Source organism: Pseudomonas sp. 478, from assembly GCF_003254125.1.
Classification (GTDB): Bacteria; Pseudomonadota; Gammaproteobacteria; order Pseudomonadales; family Pseudomonadaceae; genus Aquipseudomonas.
In genome coordinates this window covers 45,750-68,547 of record NZ_QKZG01000015.1, presented here as the reverse complement: position 1 = coordinate 68,547, position 22,798 = coordinate 45,750, and the positions used below count along the sequence as shown (strand labels likewise).

Genomic DNA, 22,798 nt, shown 5'->3' with positions numbered 1-22,798 from the left:
TTTCACAACGGTATGACCTGTCGCTGACACGGTGCTACCTATCGTGAGAGCCATCAGCAACTCAGGAAATCTTGATGATGGACGGCCCGGTCAAACTTGAATTTTCCGAAAAATACGACGATCAACACGCTCAACAATACCTGCGTAAACACAAGGATGGCCTTGGCCGCCGCCTGTCCCACTGGCGTGACGAGCAACTGGCACGCAAGGCGCTGGCACTGGCCGGTGACCCTGGGCTGATCCTCGATTTGCCCTGTGGTGCGGGACGTTTCTGGCCATTGCTGGCGGAAAAAACCAATCGTGCGATCATTGGCGCCGACAACTCCGAATCCATGCTGAAGATTGCCATGAAGGCGCAACCTGCCGAGGTGGTGAAACGGGTACAACCCTTGCACACTTCTGCATTCGACATCGCCTTGCCTGATAACGCCGTCGACAACATTTTCTGCATGCGTTTGCTCCATCACATCGGTGAAGCCGAGCACCGACTGGCCATTTTGCGTGAATTCGAGCGTGTCACACGTGATAGCGTGATCCTTTCCCTATGGGTGGACGGCAATTTCAAAGCGTGGAAACGCAAGCGCCTCGAGAAAACCCGTGAGCAGGGAGGTTACCAAAATCGCTTTGTGTTACCGGCTGCTACGGTTGAAAAGGAATTTGAGCAGGCGGGTTTTCTCATTCAGGAACAACTGGACTTTTTACCGCTCTATGCCATGTGGCGGGTCTACGTATTACGCAAGAGGTAACAGAATGGCAGTGCAGTGTGCAGCAGAAACGGACGTCGCTCCTCAGGATCGCTTCGACTATTTCTGGAATCAGCGCGGTGAATGGGTCGAAGAACCCAACGTCCGTCGCGGTGGAGAAAGCGGCGTGCAGCGCGTCGTGAGCAGCAGTGGACAGCTGCTTTACGTTAAACGTCAGACCGGGCATATCTATCGCAGCTTGCTGCATCCATTCGGTCGGCCGACAGTATTGCGCGAGCGCGATGCGCTCATCGGCCTGAACCAGCTCGACGTTCGCGTTCCGGAACTCGTTTTCTGCGGTGCACAGCGCGATCCGGTGCATAAATGGCGCGCATTGCTGATCACCAAGGCGCTGGACGGCTTCGAGGAAATCGAACACTGGTACGCTGGCGGCGGTCGCGAGCGTCACGGTGAGGCTGTGCATGATCGAGTGTTGAAGGAACTGGCCGAGAGCCTGGCCCGGATGCACAAGGGCCGCTGGCAGCACGGCTGCCTCTACTTCAAGCACGTATTCGTGGGCATCACCGGCGAAGGCGAGGCTTGCAAAGTTGAAGTGGCCTTGATCGATCTGGAGAAAGGCCGGCAGCGTTTGACCGCCCGGCAAGCGGCGACTCATGACATGAAGCAATTGCGTCGCCACTCGTCGTTCAGCACGACGGACTGGCAGAAACTCGTCTACTTTTATAGGACGGCGTTTGGCAGCGCTATCAAGGGTTTATAGCAATGAAACTCGAAATTGCACGAGGTGTATTTTTATTAGGTGCCTTGGCAGTTGCTTCTCTGGCGGTGGCGGCTTGGGAGCAGCCCCGCACGCAAGTCCTCAGTTCAGTGAATGGCGACGCGCACTGTCCGTTGCCACGCGTTGCGAAGGCATCCGTGGCATCCCAACCCGATCATGATTTATTGCTGTTCATGTTCGGACTTTCTCAAGGATTGAGGCCACAAAGTTGAACAGATTGAAGCCCAAATAAAAGGCCTCGCAAATGCGAGGCCTTTTTTATTCCCACCTACAGAGCTCCGATCGTTCCCACGCTCTGCGTGGGAATGCAGCCTGGGACGCTCCGCGTCCCCTCAAAGCCGAACGCAGAGCGTCCGTAGAGGCATTCCCACGCAGAGCGTGGGAACGATCTTAGCGTGAGGGTTTATCGGGTTTTGCCAAAAGCGTGTACACGCACGGCAGCACAAACAACGTAAACAACGTCCCGATCGACATCCCCGTGGCGATCACCATGCCGATGTCGAACCGGCTGACGGCGCCCGCCCCCGTGGCGATGATCAACGGCACCATACCGAACACCATCGCAGCGGTGGTCATCAACACCGGACGCAGACGAATGGCCGCCGCTTCCTCCACGGCCTCGCGCGTCGTCAGGCCTTTGTCCTTGCGTAACTGGTTGGCAAATTCGACGATCAGGATTCCGTGCTTGCTGATCAGCCCGATCAACGTCACCAGGCCGACCTGGGTGTAGATGTTCATGCTCGACCAACCCAGGAACAGCGGGATCAGCGCGCCACAGATCGACAAAGGTACGGTCACCAGAATCACCAGTGGATCGCGGAAGCTTTCGAACTGGGCCGCCAACACCAGGAAAATGATCGCCAGCGCCAAGGCGAAGGTGACCCACAGCGCACTGCCTTCCTGGACGTATTGCCGTGATGCGCCGGCATAGTCGAAGGCATAACCCACCGGCGCCTCTTCCCGGGCGATCTGGCGCACGGTGTCGATGGCTTCACCCATGCTGACCAGCGGCACCCCGGACAGGATGGCCGAGTTGAGTTGCTGGAACTGGTTCAACTGCCGTGGACGCGCCCGGTCGGTCACGGTGATCAGGGTCGACAGGGCCAGCAGTTCGCCTTGGGTGTTCTTGACGTAATAATTGTTCAGCCAGTCGGGGTTATCCCGGAAGGGCCGTTCGACCTGCGCGATGACTTTGTAGCTGCGACCTTCAATGGTGAAACGGTTGATCTCCGACTCCCCCAGCAATGTCGCGAGCGTCCCGCCCAGGTCCTGCATGGAAACACCCATCTGTGCGGCCTTGGCGCGGTCGATATCCACCACCACTTCCGGTTTGTCGAAGGCCAGGTCGACGTCGACGAAGGCGAACTTGCCGGATTCCATTGCCCGCTTTTTCACCCGGTCGGTCACTTGCAGCAGCGACTCGTAATCCTTGGCGGAGTTGATGACGAACTGAAACGGCAGCCCCTCGCCGGTACCGGGCAGGGAAGGCAGGTTGAAGCCGAAGATTTGCAAACCGGAAATGCTCTCCAGTTTGGCCTGTACCTCGGGCAGGATCTGCATTTGCGTGCGGCTGCGTTCGTTCCACGGCTTGAGCAGGAAGCCGCCGATCCCCGATTGCACGCCGTTGAAGCCATTGATCTGGAACGACGAGTAGTACTCGGGAAACGTCTTGAAGATCGTGACGAACTCGTCAGTGTAGGCGCTCAGGTAGTCGAGGTTGGCCGGTTGCGGGGCGTTGGCCATCATGAAAATGATGCCCTGGTCCTCATCCGGCGCCAGTTCCGACTTGGTGAATTTGAGCAGCACCGGAATCAGGCACAGCACGATCACCGCGAACACCAGCACCACCGGCCGGGTGTTGAGGGTACCGTGGAGTATGCTTTGGTAACGGCGCTTGAGGCCTTCGAAAATCAGGTCCAGGCGATGGGCCAGACCGCTGGGATTTTCGTCGTGACGCAGCAGGAGGGCGCACATCATTGGCGACAGGGTCAGGGCGACGATGCCGGAGATCACCACCGCGCCGGCCAGGGTCAGGGCGAACTCCTTGAACAGCGCCCCCGTGAGCCCCGTCAGGAAGCCGATCGGCGCATAGACCGCCGCCAGGGTGATGGTCATCGAGACCACCGGCATGGCGATTTCCCGGGCGCCTTCGATGGCCGCATCCAGCGGCGTCTTGCCTTCTTCGATGTGCCGGTGGATGTTTTCCACCACCACAATGGCATCGTCCACCACCAGACCGATGGCCAATACCATCGCCAGCAACGTCAACAGATTGATCGAGTAGCCCATCATCTGCATGAAGAACATCACGCCGATCATCGACAGCGGGATGGTGACGACCGGGATCACCACCGAACGCAGTGCGCCGAGGAACAGGAACACCACCACGATGACGATCAGCACTGCTTCGAACAATGTTTTGATCACCTCGTTGATCGAGGCTTGGATAAACAGCGTAGCGTCGTAGGCGATTTCACCTTTGAGGTTCGGCGGCAGCTGGGCTTCCAGGTCCGGCATGATCTTGCGCACTTCCTTGATCACGTCCAGCGGGTTGGCGCCGGGTGTGGCCTTGATGCCGATGTACACCGAAGGGGTGCCGCCGAAGGAGCTGATCGAATTGTAGTTTTCCGCCCCCATTTCAACCCGCGCCACATCGCTGAGCAGCACGCGACTGTCGCCCTCGACCTTGAGCGGAATCGCGGCAAAGGCTTCGGCGGACTTGAGCTCGGTATTGGCGTTGATGCTGGTGACGACGTACTCGCCTTTCACTTCGCCGGCGGCGGAGAGGAAGTTGTATTTGCGCACGGCATCGGTCACGTCGCTGGCACTCAGGCCGAAACCGGCCAGCTTGACCGGGTCCAGCCACAGGCGCATGGCAAATACCTGGTTGCCGAGAATCTCGGCTTCAGCCATGCCCGGCAGGGTCGCCAGTTTTGGCTGGATCACCCGCGACAGGTAGTCGGTAATTTGCGGGTTGCTCAGCTCCTTGCTGAAGAAGCTGATGTACATCAATGCCGAGGCGTCGGCGGCTTCCTTGCTCAGCACCGGGTCTTCGGCGTCCTGAGGCAGCTGGTTTTTTACCTCGTTGGCTTTGGCCAGCAGTTCGGTGAACAAGCGGTCGCTGTTGGAGCCGATGCGCGCGTAGATCGAAATCACCGAGAAGTTCTGGCGACTGACCGAGGTCATGTAGTCGATGCCCTCGGCGCTGGCCAGACTTTGCTGCATCGGTTGGGTGATGTAGCCCTGAATGGTTTCGGCGTTGGCCCCGGGATAAGCGGTGGTCACCGTGATCAGGGCGTTTTCCATTTGTGGATATTGGCGCAGCGGCAATTTGCTCCAGGCCTGGAAGCCCAGCAGCACAATCAACAGGCTGACCACGGTGGCGAGCACCGGGCGGCGGATGAACGGGTCGGTAAAAGCCATGGGGATTCCTTGATCAGTCCGCGCGCGGCGGGCTGTTCTTCTCGGCTAAGGTCTTGTCGTCGCTGATCGCAATGTGTACGCCGTTGTCCAGTTTGATCTGGCCGGCCGTGACCACTTTTTCGCCGTTCTGCACACCTTTGGTGATCATCACTTGCCCATCGCGGCGCTCGCCGGTTTCGATGAAACGCCGTTCGGCGATCAGGATCGGTTGGCCCTTGTCGTCTTTTTCCAGGCTGCCGTCTTCGGCTTTTTTCTGCGCGACGACATAGACCGAGTTGCCGTACAGCGTGTAAGTGATCGCGCTTTCCGGCACGACGATGCGCGGCTGCGGGTCGGGCAACAACACTTGCAGGCTGGCGAACATTCCCGGCAGCAGTTTGCCGTCAGGGTTGGCCAGGGTCGCGCGGACCTGGACGTTACGCGTGCTGTTTTCGACTTTTGGGTTGATCGCGCTGATGGTGCCGGGAAAGGTTTGTGTCGGGTAGGCCGCGACAACGATCTGCACCGGTTGGCCGAGGGCGATCTTCGGTACCGACTGCTCGGGCACGAAGAAGTCTACATAGAGGCTGCTGAGGTCTTGCAGGGTGGCAATCATGGTGCCGCTGGCGAGATAGTCACCGATGTCCACCTGACGAATGCCGATGGTCCCGCTGAACGGTGCGAGCAAGCGTTTTTTGGCCAGCGCCGCCTTGAGCTGATTCACCGTGGCCCGGCTCTTTTTCAACACGGCAGAGAGCCGGTCGAATTCGCCTTTGGAAATGGCCTGGCTGCCCACCAGTTGACTGCCGCGACCGTAATCGAGCTGCGCCAGCCCCAGGTCGGCCTCCGCGGTTTCGAGCAGGGCGGTTTCTACCACGCTATCAAGCACAAGCAGCGGTTGGCCGACCTTGACCTTCTGCCCTGACTCGAACTGCAAATCGATGACGGTGCCGTCGGTCTCCAGGCTCAGGTCCACGCCTTGCAACGCCTTCAGGGTGCCGACGGTGGGCAGGCGAGCTTGCCACGGCCGTTCGGTGGCAGTGGCCACGGCGACACTGATCGCTGGTTTCGGCACAGCAAAACCCTGAATCATCGTATAGATGGAGAAGGCTTTGTAACCGGCCAGGACCAGCACGATCAGCAAAACAACACCCAACATGATCAGCATGCGGCGACGCAGCATATTTCCACTTCCTTGGAGAAAATCAGGTGACTCAGTCGGGCACATTACTCCGAGTGGGAGCTTGATTCCAACTGGCAGAACTTACAGGGAGGCCAGCATGTCTGCGCGGAATGGATTGAACACAAACCTGTGGCGAGGGGGCTTGCCCCCGTTCGGCTGCGAAGCAGTCGTAAAACCATTGCATGCGGTGTGTCTGATTCACCGGTGTTGCAGGTTTTGGGGCCGCTTCGCGACCCAACGGGGGCAAGCCCCCTCGCCACAGGGAGCATAGAAGTCAGATGAGATGAAGGTGGTTGTCCCAGAGCCCTGCGGGTAGATCTAGGGGTTTTGCAACAAGGCTTGTCTGGCGGCAGTCGTAGAACCGGCAGCGCCCCTGACCCGAGGTCACGACAAAGCCGTCGGCTACCGCGCCGACCCCGGCGCAATCGGGAAGCGGCGCGTCCAGGCGCACTTCACCGCTGTCCAGGTCCCAGATGAAAAAGCGATTGCCCCGTGGCGCGGTCAACGCCACCAGGCGCAGTTCGCTGTGCACCGCGACGCTGGCGGTGTAATGCCCCATGGCCTGCAATTGATGTTCAGGCACAGGGAAGGCTACGAACGGCTGGCCGGGACGCTTGATCGCCAGCAGCTCCGACGACTCGTGAGAGGGCCCCATGAACTGCTGGCCGGCGACGATGGTGCCGTCGCTGGCAATTCCCAAATGACGCACGCTGTTCATCTGCTGGGCGAGGGTTTCCTTGCTCAGCAGGGTGCCGTCGCGTTGCATCAGCACCAGGCTCGGTTCCATGGCGTTGAGGTTCATCTCGACGCGGCTTTCGGCCTCGGTGCGAATGCCGCCGTTGGCCACTACCAGGGTTTCGCCATCGGGCATCCACGACACCTGATGCGGGCCGACGCCATGGGTGGAAATCTCGCCGCTGTGTACCAGCCGCTCGCCTTCGAACTTATACACACCGAGCAAGCCGCGACCCGGATCGGAGGTGTCGTTCTCGGTGGCGTACAGCCAGTCGCCGCTCTTGTGAATCACCGCGTGACCGTAGAAATGCCGGTTCGGCAGCGAGGTCACGGTTTGCAGCAGCGTGCCGTCGCGCAGGTCGATCAGGTAACTCTCGGTGCCAGGACGACGGGCGACGAACAGCGCAATCGGCAGCGTCGGGTGGTTGATGATGTCGTGGCAGCGCTGGCCGACCTGGGTGGCAAACACCCGGGTGCCGTCCAGCCGGTAACCGACGGCGTAATGCTTGCCATCGGTATCGTCCCGCGCCGAGAGCAGTAGCGGGCTTTTGTCCTTCTGCTTGAACAGCGTCCAGCCGCCCAGTGTCACCGCACCGAGCAGCAAACTACCTAACGTCAGAGCCTGGCGTCGCAGCATGGAACTTGCCCTCATCAGTCACCGTCGTTGGCGTTGAAGCCCAGTTGGATGCCCAGCGCCTTGGCCAGTTCGCCTTCGTGCAGGCGGTGGACGGCGTTGAGGCTGTCGTAGAGGTCGTTGAGTTGCTGGCGACCGGCATCGTCGTTGAGCATCTCGGTCAGCGAGCGCTGGTTGCTGGCGAACAGCGTCAGGGACGCGGCGTAAGCGGCGTCGATCTTGTCGGCCAATGGTTTCTGCTCTTTCGGCAACAGACCCCGCAGGCCTTTGTTGTCGACGCCTTCCCACACTGTTTTGGCGGCGGCGAGGCTGGCTTCCAGGCCAGTCAGGGACGACTGGCTGCGCCATGCATCGGCCTGGAACGGTTGCGGCACACCCTTCGTCTGACGGCCCATCGGCGTGCCGAGTTTTTTCTTCAGGCTGTCGAGGGCGGTGACTTGCACACGCAGCAGATCGGCGATGGCTTCGTGGGAATCGGCGTAGCGCTGGTTCGGGAATTTGCTCAACTGCGCGAGCATGCCGTCGGTGTTGTTCCAGCTTTTCAGAATCTCTTCGGCCAGTTGTTTCTGACGCTCGCCGATCGCGATCAGCAGCGGGCAGTACTTGGCTTTCTGTTCAGCGTTGGCCACATCAGGCTTGCTGTCGAACAGGATGTATTCGTAGGCGGAAAGGCCTTGAACCACAACGCTGGATTTGGCCAGGGCAGCGGCATCGATCTGCGGCTGTGCGGTGACCAGTTGCTCGACCTGACGGCCGACGAGGTTTTTCTTGTCCGGCCAGAACTGCACCTGCCAGGCGCGATTGCCTTCGGCCAGCGGCCCGATCAGCAACGGTTGCAGCTCGGCCCAGGCTTTCTGCGCATGCAGGAAGTCGGCGCGGGCGGTGTCGAGGTTTTCCTTGCCTTCGCAGTAGGCCAGAGCGCTGACGGCCAGTTGGCGGTCGGCTTCAACCCAGCGCGTGTAGGTCGGCAGGATCACCGACTTGGCGATCGCCGCCGAAGTGACGGCCTGCGGATCCTGAGGCGAACAGGCGCCCAAGGCTAGCGCGGCGAGGCTGGTGAACAACAATTTGGGACGGAACATGTCGGGCTCCCGCTTAAGGAATAGGTATTAAAGAGAATTCAAGAACGCCAGCAACGCAGCGCGCTGCTCGGCATTGAAAGACAAAACCTGTTGCTGCGCCGCTGCGGCTTCGCCGCCATGCCAGAGCACGGCTTCGAGCAGATTGCGGGCGCGGCCATCGTGCAAAAACTGGGTGTGGCCACTGACCGCCTGCGTCAGGCCGATGCCCCACAACGGCGGGGTGCGCCAGTCGCGGCCACTGGCCTGGAATTCGCTACGGTGGTCGGCCAGACCGTCGCCCATGTCATGCAGCAGCAGATCGCTGTAAGGGCGAATCACTTGATTGGCCAGTTCAGGTTCAGCGGCGTTGGCGGCGGTGGTGTATTTCGGGGTGTGGCAGGACTGGCATCCGGCCTGGAAAAACAGAGTCTTGCCGGCCAGCACCTCGGGGGTGCTGACATCGCGGCGAGCCGGGACGGCGAGGTTACGGCTGTAGAACAGCACCAGACGCAGGATGTTGTCGCTGACTTCCGGTTCGCCCTGCGCGCCATTGCCGTTGGGCGCTTGCTTGCAAGCGGCTTGCGCGTCGGTGCAGTCATCGACGGGGCGCAGACGGGTGGTGAGGCCCATGTCGCCGGAGAACGCATGAACGTTCTGTTGATTGAGGTTGGGTTGGCCGGCCTTCCAGCCGAATCGCCCGAGAACGGTTTTTTGCTGCGCGTCATCCCAGACCCGGTTCGGGCGTCCGGCGATCCCGTTCTTCGCTTTTGCCTGAGCGTCGGCATTGGCCAGGATCGCCTCGTCGGGGATCGCTTCGAGCAGGCCCAGGCCAATCATTGGCGGCGCGACCCTGGCCGAGAAACGCGTGTCAGGGTGCATCGGGCCGTAGCCGAGCTGGGTGATCTGCAACGTCGGCTTGCGCAACTCGACTTCGGTACCGTCCTTGAAGCGAATCGGAACGGGCGTGTAATCGACGCGCACTTTGCCTTCCGGCACGACACCTGGCACGGACATGTCCTGCAATTGTCCGCCGTAGACCGGTTCCGGGACGACACCGAGCTGCTCGATGACCTTGGCATAGGCCGGCGCATCGGGTATCGACAGGCGTACCAGCATCGACACGGCGTTCTGCGCATCAGGCGCGGGCGGATGACCGCGGCCGTCCTTGATGTGGCAGCCCTGGCACGCGTTGGTGTTGAACAACGGCCCGAGGCCATCCCGGGCGGTGGTGGTCGACGGGGCGATCACCCAGGGACTACGGAAAAAGCTGTTGCCGACACTGAAGTCCACGCGCCGTGACGGCGGCAGGTTGGCAGACGGCAGGGAAAATGCGTTCTGATCGGTCTTGCGCACGGTTGCGCTGCCACCGGACCGGGCTTCACCAGGTTCGGCTTGGGTAAAACGCGGGGCGTCATCGCAGGCACTCAGGCCCAGGGCCAGAAACAGTGCGGACAAGCGAAGAGGCAGCGAGGGCATCAGACATCCTGCAAGACGAGCAAAACAAGGGCGCAAAGTCTAACAGGGCAGGGGAGATTGAATAAGAGGAATTATCGTTTGGTTGATGTGGCGCAGGGTTTACTTGAAACGGTGATCCCCTGTGGGAGCGGGCTTGCTCGCGAAGGCGGACTGTCAGCCAACATCAATGTTGAATGTAAAACCGCTTTCGCGAGCAAGCCCGCTCCCACATTTTGATCTGCGTTAGGGCCAATAAAAAGGCGACCCGAAGATCGCCTTTTTATTCAGCCAGCGTTGATCAGAACTCGTGATCAGCGTTGTCCGGGTTCAGGTCGCTGATGCCCAGTTTGCCAGCGGCGGCTTCGATCGAACCGGTCTGCTTGACCAGCGAAGCGATAGCGTCACGGACGATCTGGTTGCCAGCGGTGTTGCCGGCGGCGATCAATTGGTCATAGTGCTCACCCTTGTTGGCGTGATCGACCATGATCTGGATTTTGGCTTCGGTGGCGGCCAGGTCGGCTTTGAGCGCGGTGTCGGCAGCCGGGTCGGCTTTGGCCACCAGGGACGACAGGCTGGCGCCAGTCATTTTGGTGCCGTCGACGCGGGTGTATTCGCCCAGGTACACGTTACGAATGCCTTTGGCATCGTAGAAGTGCGAGTTGTGGGTGTTGTCGCTGAAGCAATCCTGTTCGTCTTCCGGGGAGTTCGCTTCCAGGGAAACCTTCATGCGCTCGCCCGCCAGTTCGCCCAGGGACAGGCTGCCCATGCCGAACAGCATTTTGCGCAGGCCGGATTCAGCTGGCTCGGCTTCCAGGGTGGCGCGGTAGTTGTCGGCCACGTTCGGCTTCCAGTTACCGACCATTTCTTCCAGGTCGCTGACCAGCAGTTGGGTCACGGACTTCAGATAAGCGCGACGACGATCGTTATGACCGCCGGTGGCGCCTTTGCCTTCCAGGTAATCGGAAGCTGGACGGTTGCCGGCGCCAGGGCCGGTGCCGTTCAAGTCCTGGCCCCAGAGCAGGAATTCGATAGCGTGGTAGCCGGTGGCGACGTTGGCCTCGGAACCACCCAGCTCGTTCAGGCTGGCAAGTTTTGCCGGGGTGATATCTTTCACGTCGACCTTGTCTTCGCCGACCTGAACCTGGGTGTTGGCGATGATGTTGGCCGTGGCGCCCGGGTTACCCAGTGCGTGCTCGTAGGATTTGTCGACGTAGTCGATCAGGCCTTCGTCCAGCGGCCAAGAGTTCACCTGACCTTCCCAGTCGTCGATGATGGTATTGCCGAAGCGGAACACTTCGCTCTGCAGATAAGGAACGCGGGCAGCGACCCAGGCAGCCTTGGCCGCTTTCAGGGTGTCGGCGTTCGGCTTGGCGAGGAAGGCGTCAACGGCGGTTTGCAGGGTCTTCGCGGTAGATTCGGCATCGCTGTAGACGGCGAAGACGATGTCGGCGTAATGCGCGACAACGGCTTTGGCGGCGGCCTCGTCGACTTTGCTGGCAGCGGCGGGTGCAACAGCCGGGGCCGTGGTGCTGGTGGCCGGCGTCGGTGCTTGCGCAGCGACAGCTTTGTCTTTGCCTTCGCCACAACCGGCGAGGGAAATAGCGATGGCCAACAGACTGGCGGTAGCCAGAGGCATACGAATCATGGCGAACATCCTGCTTCGAGAGGGGTGGAAAGGCGCAGCAAGCGCGCAAAACTGCGACATAATGCAAATCTTTCGCATTATCTGTAAAGGGTTGTACCTGGAAATATTTCTTATTCAGGGGGAGTTGTGTCGTGGATCAAGAGCACGCAGCCTCGTTTCACTCGACAGCTGCTACAGAGTTAAACGAGGCTGCGATCTTTTGATTTTTTACAAAATAGCCGCGTTACTGCGCTGGGCCTGTTTCAGATACGCGCTCAACTCCCGCGCCGGCAGCGGCTTGCTGTAGAGATAGCCCTGACCTTCGTGACAGCCCTCGGAAATGATGTAGGCCTCTTGCTCGGGGGTTTCCACGCCTTCGGCAATCACCTGCATGCCCAGGCTCTTGCCCAGCTGGATGATGGCCCGAACGATGGTCGCGTCGTCGTCGTCATCGAGCAGGTCCTGAACGAAGCTCTTGTCGATCTTGATCTTGTCCAGCGGCAGGCTTTTCAGATAGCTCAATGACGAGTAACCGGTGCCGAAGTCGTCGATCGCGATCAGCGCACCGGAGCGACGCAGGCTCAGCAGGTGCTGGGCGGCCGTGCTGATGTCTTCCATCAGGCCGGTTTCGGTGACTTCCAGCTCCAGGCTGCGCGGTGGCAGGCGGTACATCTGCAGCAGGTTGTTAACCACCCGTGGCAACTCGGCGTGGTGCAACTGCACCGTGGACAGATTCACCGCCATGCGCAGGTCGACGAAACCCAGGTCATGCCACTCGCGCAATTGCTTGCACGCCTGATCCAGCACCCATTCGCCGATGGCGATGATGGTGCCGTTCTGCTCCGCCAGGGGGATGAACAAGTCCGGCGGAACCAGCCCGTGCTCGGGATGCTGCCAGCGAATCAGCGCCTCGACACCCACCACCCGGTGATCGCGATAGCTGATCTGCGGCTGGTAGACGAGGTAGAACTGACCACGGACCAGAGCGTCGCGCAGGTCTTTTTCCAGCTCGCGACGGCGGCGCATCTCGGTGTCGACGCTGGCGATATAGAACTGATAACGGTTGCGCGAGCGAGTCTTGGCCAGGGTCATGGTCTGCTCGGCTTTTTGCAGCAGTTTCTCGGTGCTGTCACCGTCCTCGGGGAACAGGGTGATGCCGATGGTGGCGCGCAGGCGAATCTCCTGATGATCGAGGGCAAAAGCCGCTTCCAGGTCATCGAGAATGCTTTGGGCCAGTTCGGCCGCTTCGTAGGGTTGTTCGATGTCGGCCTGGACCAGGGCAAACTGGTCGCCGCCGAGGCGGGCGAGGGCGCCAAGGCGTCCGCTGTGAGCTCGCAGGCGATCGGCCAGGGCCAGCAGCAGTTGGTCGCCGGTCTGGTAGCTGAATTGTTCGTTGATGCCCTTGAAGTCGTCCAGGCCGACCACCAATACCGCGACCCGACGTTGCAACTTGCCGGCGTCTACCAGGATTTTGTCCAGTTGCTGCTGTAATTGCTGGCGGTTCGGCAGGCCGGTGAGGAAGTCGTACTGGGCCATGCGTAGCAGGCTGTTTTCCGCTTCGTGGCGCAAATGGGTGTTGCGCTCGATGGACTCAAGCAACTGGTTGGCGGTGTTGATCCAGATTCCCAGTTCGTTCTTTTCGTGCCCCTTGAGCAGCGGGATTTTGTGTGCGCTGGGGCGATCCGGATTGATTTCCGTGAGGTGTTCGATGATCCGCGACAGCGGCTTGGTCAGCAGCCAGTGATAGACCAGGTACAGCACCAGTCCCATGGCCATTGCACGCAACACGCCGGAGATGAAGATGATCACTGAACTGACGATGAAACCCTGGCCGTAGGTGGCGGTGTCGAGGGTGATGCTCAGGTCGCCGTAATATTCGCTGTAAGGGCCGCGACCCACCAGCTGGGTGGTGAAGGTGCGTTCCTTGCCGAGGATCAGGTCGGTCAGCCAGCGACTGTCGGAATGCTGCAGCTCGCGGGTCTTTTGCGCGAGCATGGCTTCGTTGGGATGGCCAATGGAGGCCTTGCGCACAGCGTCGTCCTGAAACAGGCCTTCGATCACTTGCATACCCATTTCCCGGTCCAGGCTGTAGACGGCCTGGGTCGAGGGGTCGCGGAACATGTCGAGGATGCGTTGGGCATCGCTGGCCACGGCCTGGCGTGTTTTATAGGCATCGAAAACGATCTGCGCGCAGCTCAAGACCACGCCAACGATCAATGCCGACAGGAGCACGACCCGGAGCAACTTCACCGACAAGCTGTTCTTGAGTTCCAGCTTCAAAGAGTCATTCCTTGTTCCGTGCGGGTAGCGTCAAGTTGCCTGAGTATTGGCAATCCGGTGATGGCAGTCAAAGGGACAATCAATCACATGGGGTTTTGCCTGTAGCTTGGCCCGAAATGCTGGCGTTTTGACTATTTGGACTATTTGCGCCATTTGTACTGTGTCGGTTGTTGGGGCCTTCAACTTGAGGGGAATTTGGACATATTTTCCGTTTGGTTGATGTTAGACGGCTGTGGCGTTGGGGCAAGGGCTGAAGGCTGGTTTCATCGTGGGAAATCGGCCTGGTTTTTGCGGATGTACCTGTTGAGTGGTAAGGGGCGAAAGGCGAACGCCGATCCCCCCTGTGGGAGCGGGCTTGCTCGCGAAGGCGGCCTGACAGCCGACCAATCTTTTACTGCCAAACATCCAATCCCTGTGGGAGCGAGCCTGCTCGCGATGGCGGCCGCACAGGCAACGGATGCGTTCGTTTAAACAGCGGTAAAAAAACCAGACCTTTCCCACGAGGTTTTCAGGTTGCCCGTAGGAAGCGGGTTCAATTACCTTTTGGCTGTCGCTGAAAAAATCAGCGATCGGGTGTGAGAACCCGGCAAGTCATAGTCATCCAGCGCCAGTATCCGCATAATTGCCGCCAGTTTATCTGCTGCATATGCGTTATGGCGGCTGTGTGCGGGCAGACTTCGGTCTGGCCGGGTGTCTATGACCGGTTTCTCACCTCGCACATAGCTGCCACCTCTTCGTCGCGTGAGAAACGGCGAGGGAATGGCACCCAACGTCATAGGCATTCCCTTGGATAAATTAATCCCCGATCCCCCCTTCAACACCACCAAACCCTACAGTCCCAACACCATGTTCATGATCGCCCCCGACATGGATACCGAATCCCTCCTGGCCCACGCCTGTGAGTCATTGGCCTCGGCAAGTGTTCTGGCCAGTGATTTCGCCACCTACCTGACCGGCTCCCAGCGCAGTACGGCGTTGGCCATTGCGCAGATCGTCATGTTGGCGGACTTAGCCGTTAATCGGGCGCTGGATAACGTCGACCCGCAGTAGTCCGTAGGCTGACCGCGTTATCGTTCATCGCGAGCAGGCTCGCTCCCACAGGTACAGTGGTGTCCTTGTGGGAGCGGGCTTGCTCGCGAAGGCGGCCGCCCAGGCACCACATTTCCCCCTTGCCCATAAAAAAACCCGGCAAAGCCGGGTTTTTTTGACTGGCGTCGATCTTAAGCGGTGAAGGTTTTGCCTTCGAACTGCTCAGCCACGAATTTCCAGTTGACCAGGTTCCAGAACGCTTCGACGTATTTTGGACGAAGGTTGCGGTAGTCGATGTAGTAAGCGTGTTCCCAGACGTCGCAGGTCAACAGCGGGGTGTCGCCGTTGGTCAGCGGGTTGCCGGCGCCGATGGTGCTGGCCAGGCCCAGGGAACCGTCAGCCTTTTTCACCAGCCAGCCCCAACCGGAACCGAAGGTACCGATGGAAGTCTTGCTGAATTCTTCCTTGAACTTGTCGAACGAACCGAAGGCTGCGTTGATAGCTTCAGCCAGTGCGCCGGTTGGTTGACCGCCGGCGTTTGGCGCCAGGCAGTTCCAGTAGAAGGTGTGGTTCCAGACCTGAGCGGCGTTGTTGAAGATACCGCCCGAGGAAGATTTGACGATTTCTTCCAGAGTCTTGCCTTCGAACTCGGTGCCTGGCACCAGGTTGTTCAGGTTCACGACATAGGTGTTGTGGTGCTTGTCGTGGTGGTATTCCAGAGTTTCCTTGGAAATGTGCGGCTGCAGGGCATCGTGTGCGTAAGGCAGCGGCGGCAATTCGAAAGCCATGATGATTCTCCTAATCAGGTCAGTTGCGGTGAGCGCAAGGCCGATCACGGGCGGCCAGACAAGCGCCGGGGAGTTTGTACTCTTTGCGGCGCATCGGACCGGATCATAGCACCGGGGGTGCGGCATAACCACGCAACAACTGTGTGGGATAGAGGTTCCAGAGCCTTTTGGAATAAATCAGGCGCTGGTGATTAGTTGGGCCGCCACTGTGAACATCATTACGGCCACGAGCAGGTCGAGAATTCTCCAGGTACTCGGCCGCGCCAACCATGGCGCCAACCACGCCGCGCCGAGCGCCAGGGTGAAAAACCACAGCAACGACGCACTGGCCGCGCCCACGACATAAGCGCCGGGCTCGGTTTGTTGGGCGCCGAGGGAGCCAATCAGCAACACGGTATCCAGATAGACGTGCGGGTTAAGCAGCGTTACGGCCAACGCACTGAGCAGCACCGCTCGCAATGAGCGCACGGTCTGGTTTTCACCTTGTTGCAGGCTCTGTTTCGAGCAGGCCCGGCGCAGTGCCTGGCTGCCATACCAAATCAGAAATACGGCGCCACCCCAACGGGCAACCGCTAAAAGCGTCGGGTTCTGCGCCAGCACCGTCGCCAGGCCGAATACGCCGGCAGCGACCAATAATGCATCGCAGGTGACGCAGAGCGCCGCCACCGGCAGGTGATGTTCACGTCTCAGACTCTGAGCCAAAACGAACGCATTTTGAGTACCGATCGCCATGATCAGCCCCGCGGCCACCAACAGGCCGTTCACATAGCTTTGCCACATAAGATGTTTACTCCGCGTTGGCCGTCAGATCCCGCAATACGTGCAGGGCGCGTTCAGCATCGGCCTGGCCGACGAATAAATGGTCGTGGTAATAGCCGGCGATCACGTTGCAACTGATGCCAGCCTGGCCTAATGCCGTGGCGAACGCGGCGGTCAGGCCGACGGCTTCGAGGGCCGAATGCACGTTCAAGGTGATCCACGCCGCGACGTAATCGAAACTGAAACCGGCCTTCTCGGCGTGGGAACGTTCCAGAATCACCGTCAGACCTTCCTGTTCGCGGAAACTGCCGACGATCTCCAGGCCTGCCGGCAACTTGCCGTCGCGCAGGGTGCAGAACACGTATTCGCCGACATTGAGTTGCGGGCTCATGCTGCGCAGCAGGGTTGCCAATGAAGTTTCGCCAGCCATGTCGATGATCCTTGTTGAAGAGTTCTTGCTGGCCATTCTCCGGTGTCAGGCTGTATAAGAAAAACCAATCATGCTGATCGCTCATTAGGAAAACTGATGTTCGACTATAAATTGCTTTCTGCTCTGGCCGCGGTGGTCGAGCAGGCCGGGTTCGAACGTGCGGCTCAGGTGCTTGGCTTGTCGCAATCGGCGATCTCCCAGCGCATCAAATTATTGGAGGCGCGGGTCGGCCAACCGGTGCTGGTGCGGGTGACACCGCCGGCTCCGACCGAAATCGGCCGACGGCTGCTCAACCATGTGCAGCAGGTGCGTTTACTTGAACGGGACCTGCAAACACTGGTGCCGGCACTCGATGAAGAAGGTCTGCCGGAACGTCTGCGCATCGCCTTGAATGCCGACAGCCTCGCCACGTGGTGGGCCGCAGCCGTCAGTGATTTCTGCGCCGAGCAACACCTGCTGCTGGATCTGGTCGTCGAAGACCAGACGGTGGGCCTCAAACGCATGCGCGCTGGCGAAGTGGCCGCGTGCATCTGCGCCAGCGAGCGACCGGTGGCCGGCGCACGCAGCGTTTTGCTGGGGGCCATGCGCTACCGTGCGTTGGCCAGCCCGGCATTTATCGCCCGGCATTTTCCTGAAGGTGTGCGCGCCGATCTGTTGTCGAAAACGCCCGCGCTGGTGTTTGGCCCGGATGATTTCCTACAGCATCGCTACCTCGCGTCCCTCGGCGTCGATGGCGGATTCGAACACCATCTATGCCCCTCGTCCGAAGGCTTCATCCGTCTCACGGAAGCGGGACTCGGTTGGGGTCTGGTGCCTGAACTGCAGGTGCGCGAGCAATTGGAGCGCGGTGTATTGGTAGAGCTTTTGCCCGATAAGCCGATCGATGTGCCGCTGTACTGGCATCATTGGCGCAATGGCGGTCAGTTGCTGGGGTTACTCACCGATCAGTTGGTGCGTTCGTCGAAGCAATGGCTGGTGCCGTTGGACTGACGGGCAGCGTCAAGACCTTACGCTTTACGCAAATGCAAAACGCAAAACGAAATATTCGGAGCAATTCATGAAGATTCTGGTTACCGGCGCAAGCGGCTTCATCGGCGGGCGCTTTGCGCGTTTTGCCCTGGAGCAGGGCCTGGACGTGCGGGTCAACGGTCGCCGGGCCGAAAGTGTGGAGCATCTGGTGCGCCGTGGCGCCGAGTTCATCCAGGGTGACTTGAGCGACCCCGAACTGGCACGTGACCTGTGCTCAGACGTTGAAGCCGTGGTGCATTGCGCCGGTGCGGTCGGTTTGTGGGGGCGTTATCAGGATTTCCATCAAGGCAACGTGCAGGTCACCGAAAACGTGGTCGAGGCCTGTCTGAAACAGCGGGTTCGGCGACTGGTGCATTTGTCGTCGCCGTCGATCTACTTTGATGGCCGCGATCACCTGGGGCTGACCGAAGAACAGGTGCCCAAGCGCTTCAAGCATCCCTACGCCGCGACCAAATACCTGGCCGAGCAAAAGGTTTTCGGCGCTCAGGAGTTCGGCCTCGAAACCCTGGCCCTGCGCCCGCGTTTCGTGACGGGGGCTGGCGACATGAGCATTTTTCCGCGGCTGCTGAAAATGCAGCGCAAAGGACGGCTCGCGATCATCGGCAACGGCCTGAACAAGGTTGATTTCACCAGCGTGCAAAACCTCAACGAAGCATTGCTCAGCAGTTTGCTGGCCAGCGGTTCGGCGTTGGGCAAGGCCTACAACATCAGCAACGGCACGCCGGTGCCGTTGTGGGACGTGGTCAATTACGTGATGCGCAAGATGGATGTCCCACAGGTCACGCGCCACCGTTCCTACGGTTTGGCCTACACCGTGGCGGCGCTCAATGAGGGCGTGTGCAAACTGTGGCCAGGTCGTCCCGAGCCGACCCTGTCGCGCCTGGGCATGCAGGTGATGAACAAAAATTTCACCCTGGACATCAGCCGCGCCCGGCATTATCTGGACTACGATCCCAAAGTCAGTCTCTGGACCGCCCTCGATGAATTCTGCGGCTGGTGGAAGGCCCAGGACATTCGCTGACGCACGGGTTAGCGCCGCCACACTGAACCGAGTTCGGGGTTGAGGGTCAATCGATGCGGCAGTGGGGGTTATACTGCGCCGCATCAAGCCATCACCGCGTTCCACAAAGGTTGACTCAATGTCCATGCGTAACGATGCCAACGACGACTTCGATCTGCCTAGCCTGCGTGCCGACAGCCTCGACGACGATGATTTTCCGACCACCGCTCGCACCTCCGTGCATTCGCGGACCACGCCAGTCGTCAAAGTCAAAAGTCCGAGCACCGGCCCGCTGTGGGCGCTGGTCGGCGCCTTGTTCTTCGCGTTTGCAGGCCTGGCCTGGTGGAGCTTCCAGCAGCTCTCGCTGATGGAACAGCAATTGGTGGCGACCCAGGAAAGTTTCGCGCGTATCAGTGAAGAAGCGGCGGGGCGCTTGCAGGACATTTCCGGCAAGGTTGTCGCCAGTCAGACCAACGTCAACAGCGACAGCGAAGCCTTGAAGCTGCAAATCAAACAGCTGGAAAGCAAACTCCAGGATCAAAGCAAACAACAGCAGGGCGTTGTCGGCCAGACCACCGATCTGGACAAGCGCCTGGCGCAGATGAGTGCACAGACCACCGAGCTGGATAAGCGCCTGGCGCAGATAACCGGGCAAGGTAGCGAACAACAGACCGCCACCATTCAATTGCAGGCTCAGGTCAAAGTCTTGAACAGCGATGTAGCCGTGCTGAAAAGCAACCTGACGGACACAGACAAATTCGACGCGCAACTTAAAAGCCTTGGCTCCGACATCGTTGCCCTGAAGAAACAAGGCAACCCGAGCGCCGCCATCGAGCGCCTGGAGCAGGAAGTCATTATCCTCAAAAGCCAACAGGACAATCGCTCGGCAGCGACGTCAGGCGGGACCAATACCGCCGAATTCGACGCCTTCCGTAGCCAGGTCACCCGCACCATCAACTCCCTTCAGGCGCAGATCCAGAATCTGCAGCAGCAGCTGCGCGCAAGGCCGTAAGAACCAACCAGCTATACCAAGCTGCTTTAGCAGCTGAGGTGAGGTGAGGTGAGAAGAGGGGGTTGTGGCGAGGGGATTTATCCCCGTTCGGCGGCGAAGCCGTCGTAGTCCATTGGACGCGGGGTGGCTGGAAAAACAGGGGCCGCTTCGCAGCCCAACGGGGATAAATCCCCTCGCCACAATCCCCTCACCACACCACACCACACCACACCACACCTCACCCCGCCCCGCCCCGCAGGCTGCATGATCATGTTCTGTGCTTTCCTGAATATTCATACATATCCCCAAGCCGGCTACGCTCTTGAAACACCAACAAGAACGAGGGATGCGCAATGGGGTTTTTGCATAGGTTAGCCTTGCTGGGCGTGATGCTTTTGCTGTGTCTGGGCCAGGTTCAAGCTGCCGGCACGGAAAAGGACGACAGCCAGGCGGCCAAAGCCTTGCTGGAAAAAGCCCTGGCGTACTACCACGACCATGGCGACAAGGCCTTCGCTGCTTTCAGCCGTCAGGGCGAGTTTGTCGACAAGGATCGTTACGTGTTCGTGGTCGACACCAAAGGCGTGATGCTCGCCAGCGGCGGGCCGTCTTCGGCGTTGATTGGCCGTGATGTGTCCGATGTGCTCGGGCCGGATTTGCAGAAAGCCTTCAAAGACGCCTTGAAAGTGCCGGAGGGCAATGGCATCCAGCAAGCCGAATATCGCTGGCAGAACTGGTCCGACGGCAAGGTCGAACGCAAGCATGTGTTCTACCAGCGCGTCGGTCAGCGGATCCTGGCGGTCGGTTACTACTTGCCACGGGCCTCAGCGGAACAGGCGATGGCGTTGCTGAACAAAGCGGCGGCCGATCTGGCCAAGGACGAGAAGGGCACGCTCACGGCCATCAACTCCCTCAAGGGCGGTTACTTGCAGGATGACCTGTACGTCTTCGTCGTCGACCTGGATAACCAGCGTTATGTCGCCCATGGCACCAACCTGCGGTTGATCAATACCGATTTCAGCAAGATCAAGGATCCGGAAGGCAAGCCGGTTGGGGAGCCGATCCTGGCGCTGATGGCCAGGCAGGACGATGGCGAATACGAGTACCGCTGGAAAAACCCGGTGACTGGGAAGGTTGAGGACAAACATGCCTACCTGAAAAAGGTCGGGCATTTTCTGGTGGCTGTCGGGTATTACAGCCCTTGAATAGTGGTGCCTGACACACCGTAATCGCGAGCAGGCTCGCTCCCACAGTAGATCTCCAGTGATCACAGCATTTGTGTATGACGCAGATCCAATGTGGGAGCGAGCCTGCTCGCGATTGCAGCCGACTCGGTCCTTCTACCGAACCTTATCCTCGCGCCCACGCAATACCCTATCCGGCATGGCAACCGCCGCCGCCAGCCCCAACAGCGACACCGCCGCACTGACCATCAGCAAATGCCGGAACGTCAGCAGCAGCTCAGCGCGCAAGGCATTCTGCGCATCCCCCGGCGCAGCGTTTAAACCATCGAGCAAGACATTCCCAGAACTGCCCTCGGCAATCATCGAAGAGCCGGCCAGGTGGGCAAAACTTGAGTCCTGCAACAACGCCAGCAGCAGTGCCGACATCAATGCCACACCCACGGCGCCACCCAGTGAACGGAACAGGTTGGTGGTGCTGGTGGCGACACCGATGTCCCGTTGTGCCACCGCGTTCTGCGTTCCGACCAGGGACGTCGGGAACTGCATGCCGCTAGCGATCCCGCTGAGCAACATGAACAGACTACTGAGCACCAATGCCTGGGGAGGACTGAACGCCATGCCGAGAATCGAGATCGGCATGAGCAGGGCGCCGGTCAGAATCATGGGTTTGTAGCGCCCGGTCACCGAGGTTCGGCGGCCGGCGAAATACGCGCCAATCGGCAAACCCATCGCCAGCGGCAACAGGTGCAGCGCGGCGCTGTCGGCCCCGGCGCCGGTCACGCTCTGGAAGCGCAGCGGCATCAACACAATCAGCGAGATCGCCTGGAAACTGGTGAAGAAGATCGTGCACCAGCATAGGATCGCATTGCGATTGGCGAACAAATGCATCGGCAGCAGCGGCTCCCGCGCCCGGCGTTCATGCCAGACGAACAGCGCCAATACCAACACTGCACAACCGAGCAGGCCCAGCACGTCGGCACTGCGCCATGAATGGCCCTGGCCGACTTGAGTGATGCCCAGCAACAAGGCGGTCAAGCCGATGATCATCAGCACCGTGCCGAGGTAATCGATGATTGGTTTGCGTTGCGGCACTGGCAAACCCACCAGCGTTCGATTGGCCACCAGCCAGGCACCGAGGCCCAACGGCAGGTTGATCAAGAACACCCAGCGCCATGACAGGTACTCGGTCATGTAACCGCCGAGTACCGGGCCGGCCACGCTGGCCACGGCGTACATGCTGCTGAAATAGCCTTGATAGCGGCCGCGCTCCCGGGGCGGCACGATGTCGCCAATGATCGCCTGGCTGACCGAAATCATCCCGCCAGCACCGATGCCCTGAAGAATCCGCGCCAGCACCAGCTGCTCCATGCTCTGGGCCATGCCGCAGAAAAACGAAGCGACCGTGAACAACCCCATGCCAAACAGCATCAACGTGCGGCGACCGTACAGATCGCCCAATTTGCCGTAGATCGGCACGGCCACCGTCATCGCCACCATGTAGCCGGAAATTACCCAGGCCAGCAGGCTGACGTCCTTGAATTGTGCGGAAATGGCCGGCATCGACACGGCGACGATGGTCTGGTCCAGCGCGCCCAGAAAGATTGCCAGCATCAGGGCGATCAACACGCTGCGAATGGCCGGTTTGGGCGTTTCAGGCTGGTTGAGATTGGTCACGGGTTTGAACCTGCGGACAGTGATTGACCCGCAAGGAGCAAGGCGAGCGGGGATGCTCGCC

General features: G+C 59.8%; 19 protein-coding genes. 8 read left to right on the top strand and 11 right to left on the bottom strand.

The features are described from left to right. The first annotated feature begins 77 nt into the window (after positions 1-77). Genes DFS28_RS25620 through DFS28_RS25610 form a run of 3 tightly spaced genes read left to right on the top strand, consistent with a single transcriptional unit; the run spans position 78 to position 1,694 of the window. Positions 78-746, top strand: a complete 669-nt coding sequence (locus DFS28_RS25620) for a class I SAM-dependent methyltransferase (protein WP_111452038.1) — start codon at positions 78-80, stop codon at positions 744-746. A gap of 4 nt (positions 747-750) precedes the next feature. Then, positions 751-1,464, top strand: coding sequence for a lipopolysaccharide kinase InaA family protein (locus DFS28_RS25615; protein ID WP_111451974.1), 714 nt, complete (start codon positions 751-753; stop codon positions 1,462-1,464). A gap of 2 nt (positions 1,465-1,466) precedes the next feature. After that, positions 1,467-1,694 (top strand): hypothetical protein, encoded by a 228-nt coding sequence (locus DFS28_RS25610; protein WP_111451973.1) that lies wholly within the window; start codon positions 1,467-1,469, stop codon positions 1,692-1,694. A gap of 178 nt (positions 1,695-1,872) precedes the next feature. On the opposite strand, the gene DFS28_RS25605 is transcribed toward DFS28_RS25610, so the two are convergent. From DFS28_RS25605 to DFS28_RS25570, 7 genes are all read right to left on the bottom strand, one after another. Next, a complete protein-coding gene (locus tag DFS28_RS25605; protein WP_111451972.1) occupies positions 1,873-4,905 on the bottom strand; it encodes a multidrug efflux RND transporter permease subunit in 3,033 nt (1,010 codons plus the stop codon). Between the two features lie 13 nt (positions 4,906-4,918). After that, positions 4,919-6,067, bottom strand: a complete 1,149-nt coding sequence (locus DFS28_RS25600) for an efflux RND transporter periplasmic adaptor subunit (protein WP_111451971.1) — start codon at positions 6,065-6,067, stop codon at positions 4,919-4,921. A gap of 274 nt (positions 6,068-6,341) precedes the next feature. Then, on the bottom strand, positions 6,342-7,439 hold the full coding sequence (locus tag DFS28_RS25590; protein ID WP_056741997.1) for a DUF1513 domain-containing protein: 1,098 nt from the start codon (positions 7,437-7,439) through the stop codon (positions 6,342-6,344). A gap of 14 nt (positions 7,440-7,453) precedes the next feature. Continuing rightward, a complete protein-coding gene (locus tag DFS28_RS25585; RefSeq protein ID WP_111451969.1) occupies positions 7,454-8,518 on the bottom strand; it encodes an imelysin family protein in 1,065 nt (354 codons plus the stop codon). A gap of 27 nt (positions 8,519-8,545) precedes the next feature. After that, positions 8,546-9,973: a di-heme oxidoredictase family protein gene (locus DFS28_RS25580; RefSeq protein ID WP_111451968.1), complete on the bottom strand. Its 1,428-nt coding sequence runs from the start codon at positions 9,971-9,973 to the stop codon at positions 8,546-8,548. A gap of 277 nt (positions 9,974-10,250) precedes the next feature. Next, on the bottom strand, positions 10,251-11,597 hold the full coding sequence (locus tag DFS28_RS25575) for an imelysin family protein (RefSeq protein WP_111451967.1): 1,347 nt from the start codon (positions 11,595-11,597) through the stop codon (positions 10,251-10,253). Positions 11,598-11,804: 207 nt separating this feature from the next. Then, on the bottom strand, positions 11,805-13,856 hold the full coding sequence (locus DFS28_RS25570; protein ID WP_111451966.1) for a bifunctional diguanylate cyclase/phosphodiesterase: 2,052 nt from the start codon (positions 13,854-13,856) through the stop codon (positions 11,805-11,807). A gap of 786 nt (positions 13,857-14,642) precedes the next feature. On the opposite strand from DFS28_RS25570, the gene DFS28_RS25560 reads away from it, so the two are divergent. Next, positions 14,643-14,906 (top strand): DUF6124 family protein, encoded by a 264-nt coding sequence (locus DFS28_RS25560; RefSeq protein WP_111452037.1) that lies wholly within the window; start codon positions 14,643-14,645, stop codon positions 14,904-14,906. Between the two features lie 170 nt (positions 14,907-15,076). On the opposite strand, the gene DFS28_RS25555 is transcribed toward DFS28_RS25560, so the two are convergent. The 3 genes from DFS28_RS25555 to DFS28_RS25545 all read right to left on the bottom strand — a co-directional run bounded on the left by DFS28_RS25555 (position 15,077) and on the right by DFS28_RS25545 (position 16,862). Then, on the bottom strand, positions 15,077-15,673 hold the full coding sequence (locus DFS28_RS25555; RefSeq protein ID WP_111451964.1) for a superoxide dismutase: 597 nt from the start codon (positions 15,671-15,673) through the stop codon (positions 15,077-15,079). Positions 15,674-15,850: 177 nt separating this feature from the next. After that, a complete protein-coding gene (locus DFS28_RS25550) occupies positions 15,851-16,453 on the bottom strand; it encodes a LysE/ArgO family amino acid transporter (protein ID WP_111451963.1) in 603 nt (200 codons plus the stop codon). Between the two features lie 7 nt (positions 16,454-16,460). Next, positions 16,461-16,862 carry an ACT domain-containing protein gene (locus tag DFS28_RS25545; RefSeq protein WP_111451962.1) on the bottom strand — a complete coding sequence of 134 codons (402 nt, stop codon included), beginning with the start codon at positions 16,860-16,862 and terminating at the stop codon, positions 16,461-16,463. 96 nt (positions 16,863-16,958) lie between these two features. Here DFS28_RS25545 and DFS28_RS25540 point away from each other — a divergent pair, with 96 nt between their 5' ends. The 4 genes from DFS28_RS25540 (at position 16,959) to DFS28_RS25525 (ending at position 21,084) form a co-directional block, all read left to right on the top strand. Continuing rightward, entirely contained in the window at positions 16,959-17,852 is an 894-nt protein-coding gene (locus tag DFS28_RS25540; RefSeq protein WP_076028448.1) for a LysR family transcriptional regulator ArgP, read from the top strand. Between the two features lie 67 nt (positions 17,853-17,919). Beyond that, positions 17,920-18,912: an NAD(P)-dependent oxidoreductase gene (locus DFS28_RS25535; protein ID WP_008156077.1), complete on the top strand. Its 993-nt coding sequence runs from the start codon at positions 17,920-17,922 to the stop codon at positions 18,910-18,912. 118 nt (positions 18,913-19,030) lie between these two features. Beyond that, positions 19,031-19,903, top strand: a complete 873-nt coding sequence (locus tag DFS28_RS25530; protein WP_111451961.1) for an ATPase — start codon at positions 19,031-19,033, stop codon at positions 19,901-19,903. A gap of 332 nt (positions 19,904-20,235) precedes the next feature. Then, the gene (locus tag DFS28_RS25525) at positions 20,236-21,084 is read left to right on the top strand and encodes a cache domain-containing protein (protein WP_111451960.1); all 849 of its coding nucleotides are present in this window, start codon (positions 20,236-20,238) and stop codon (positions 21,082-21,084) included. A 135-nt stretch (positions 21,085-21,219) separates the two neighbouring features. Here the strand turns inward: DFS28_RS25525 and DFS28_RS25520 are convergent, their stop codons facing one another. Next, positions 21,220-22,737 carry an MDR family MFS transporter gene (locus DFS28_RS25520; protein WP_111451959.1) on the bottom strand — a complete coding sequence of 506 codons (1,518 nt, stop codon included), beginning with the start codon at positions 22,735-22,737 and terminating at the stop codon, positions 21,220-21,222. Between the last annotated feature and the right edge of the window lie 61 nt (positions 22,738-22,798).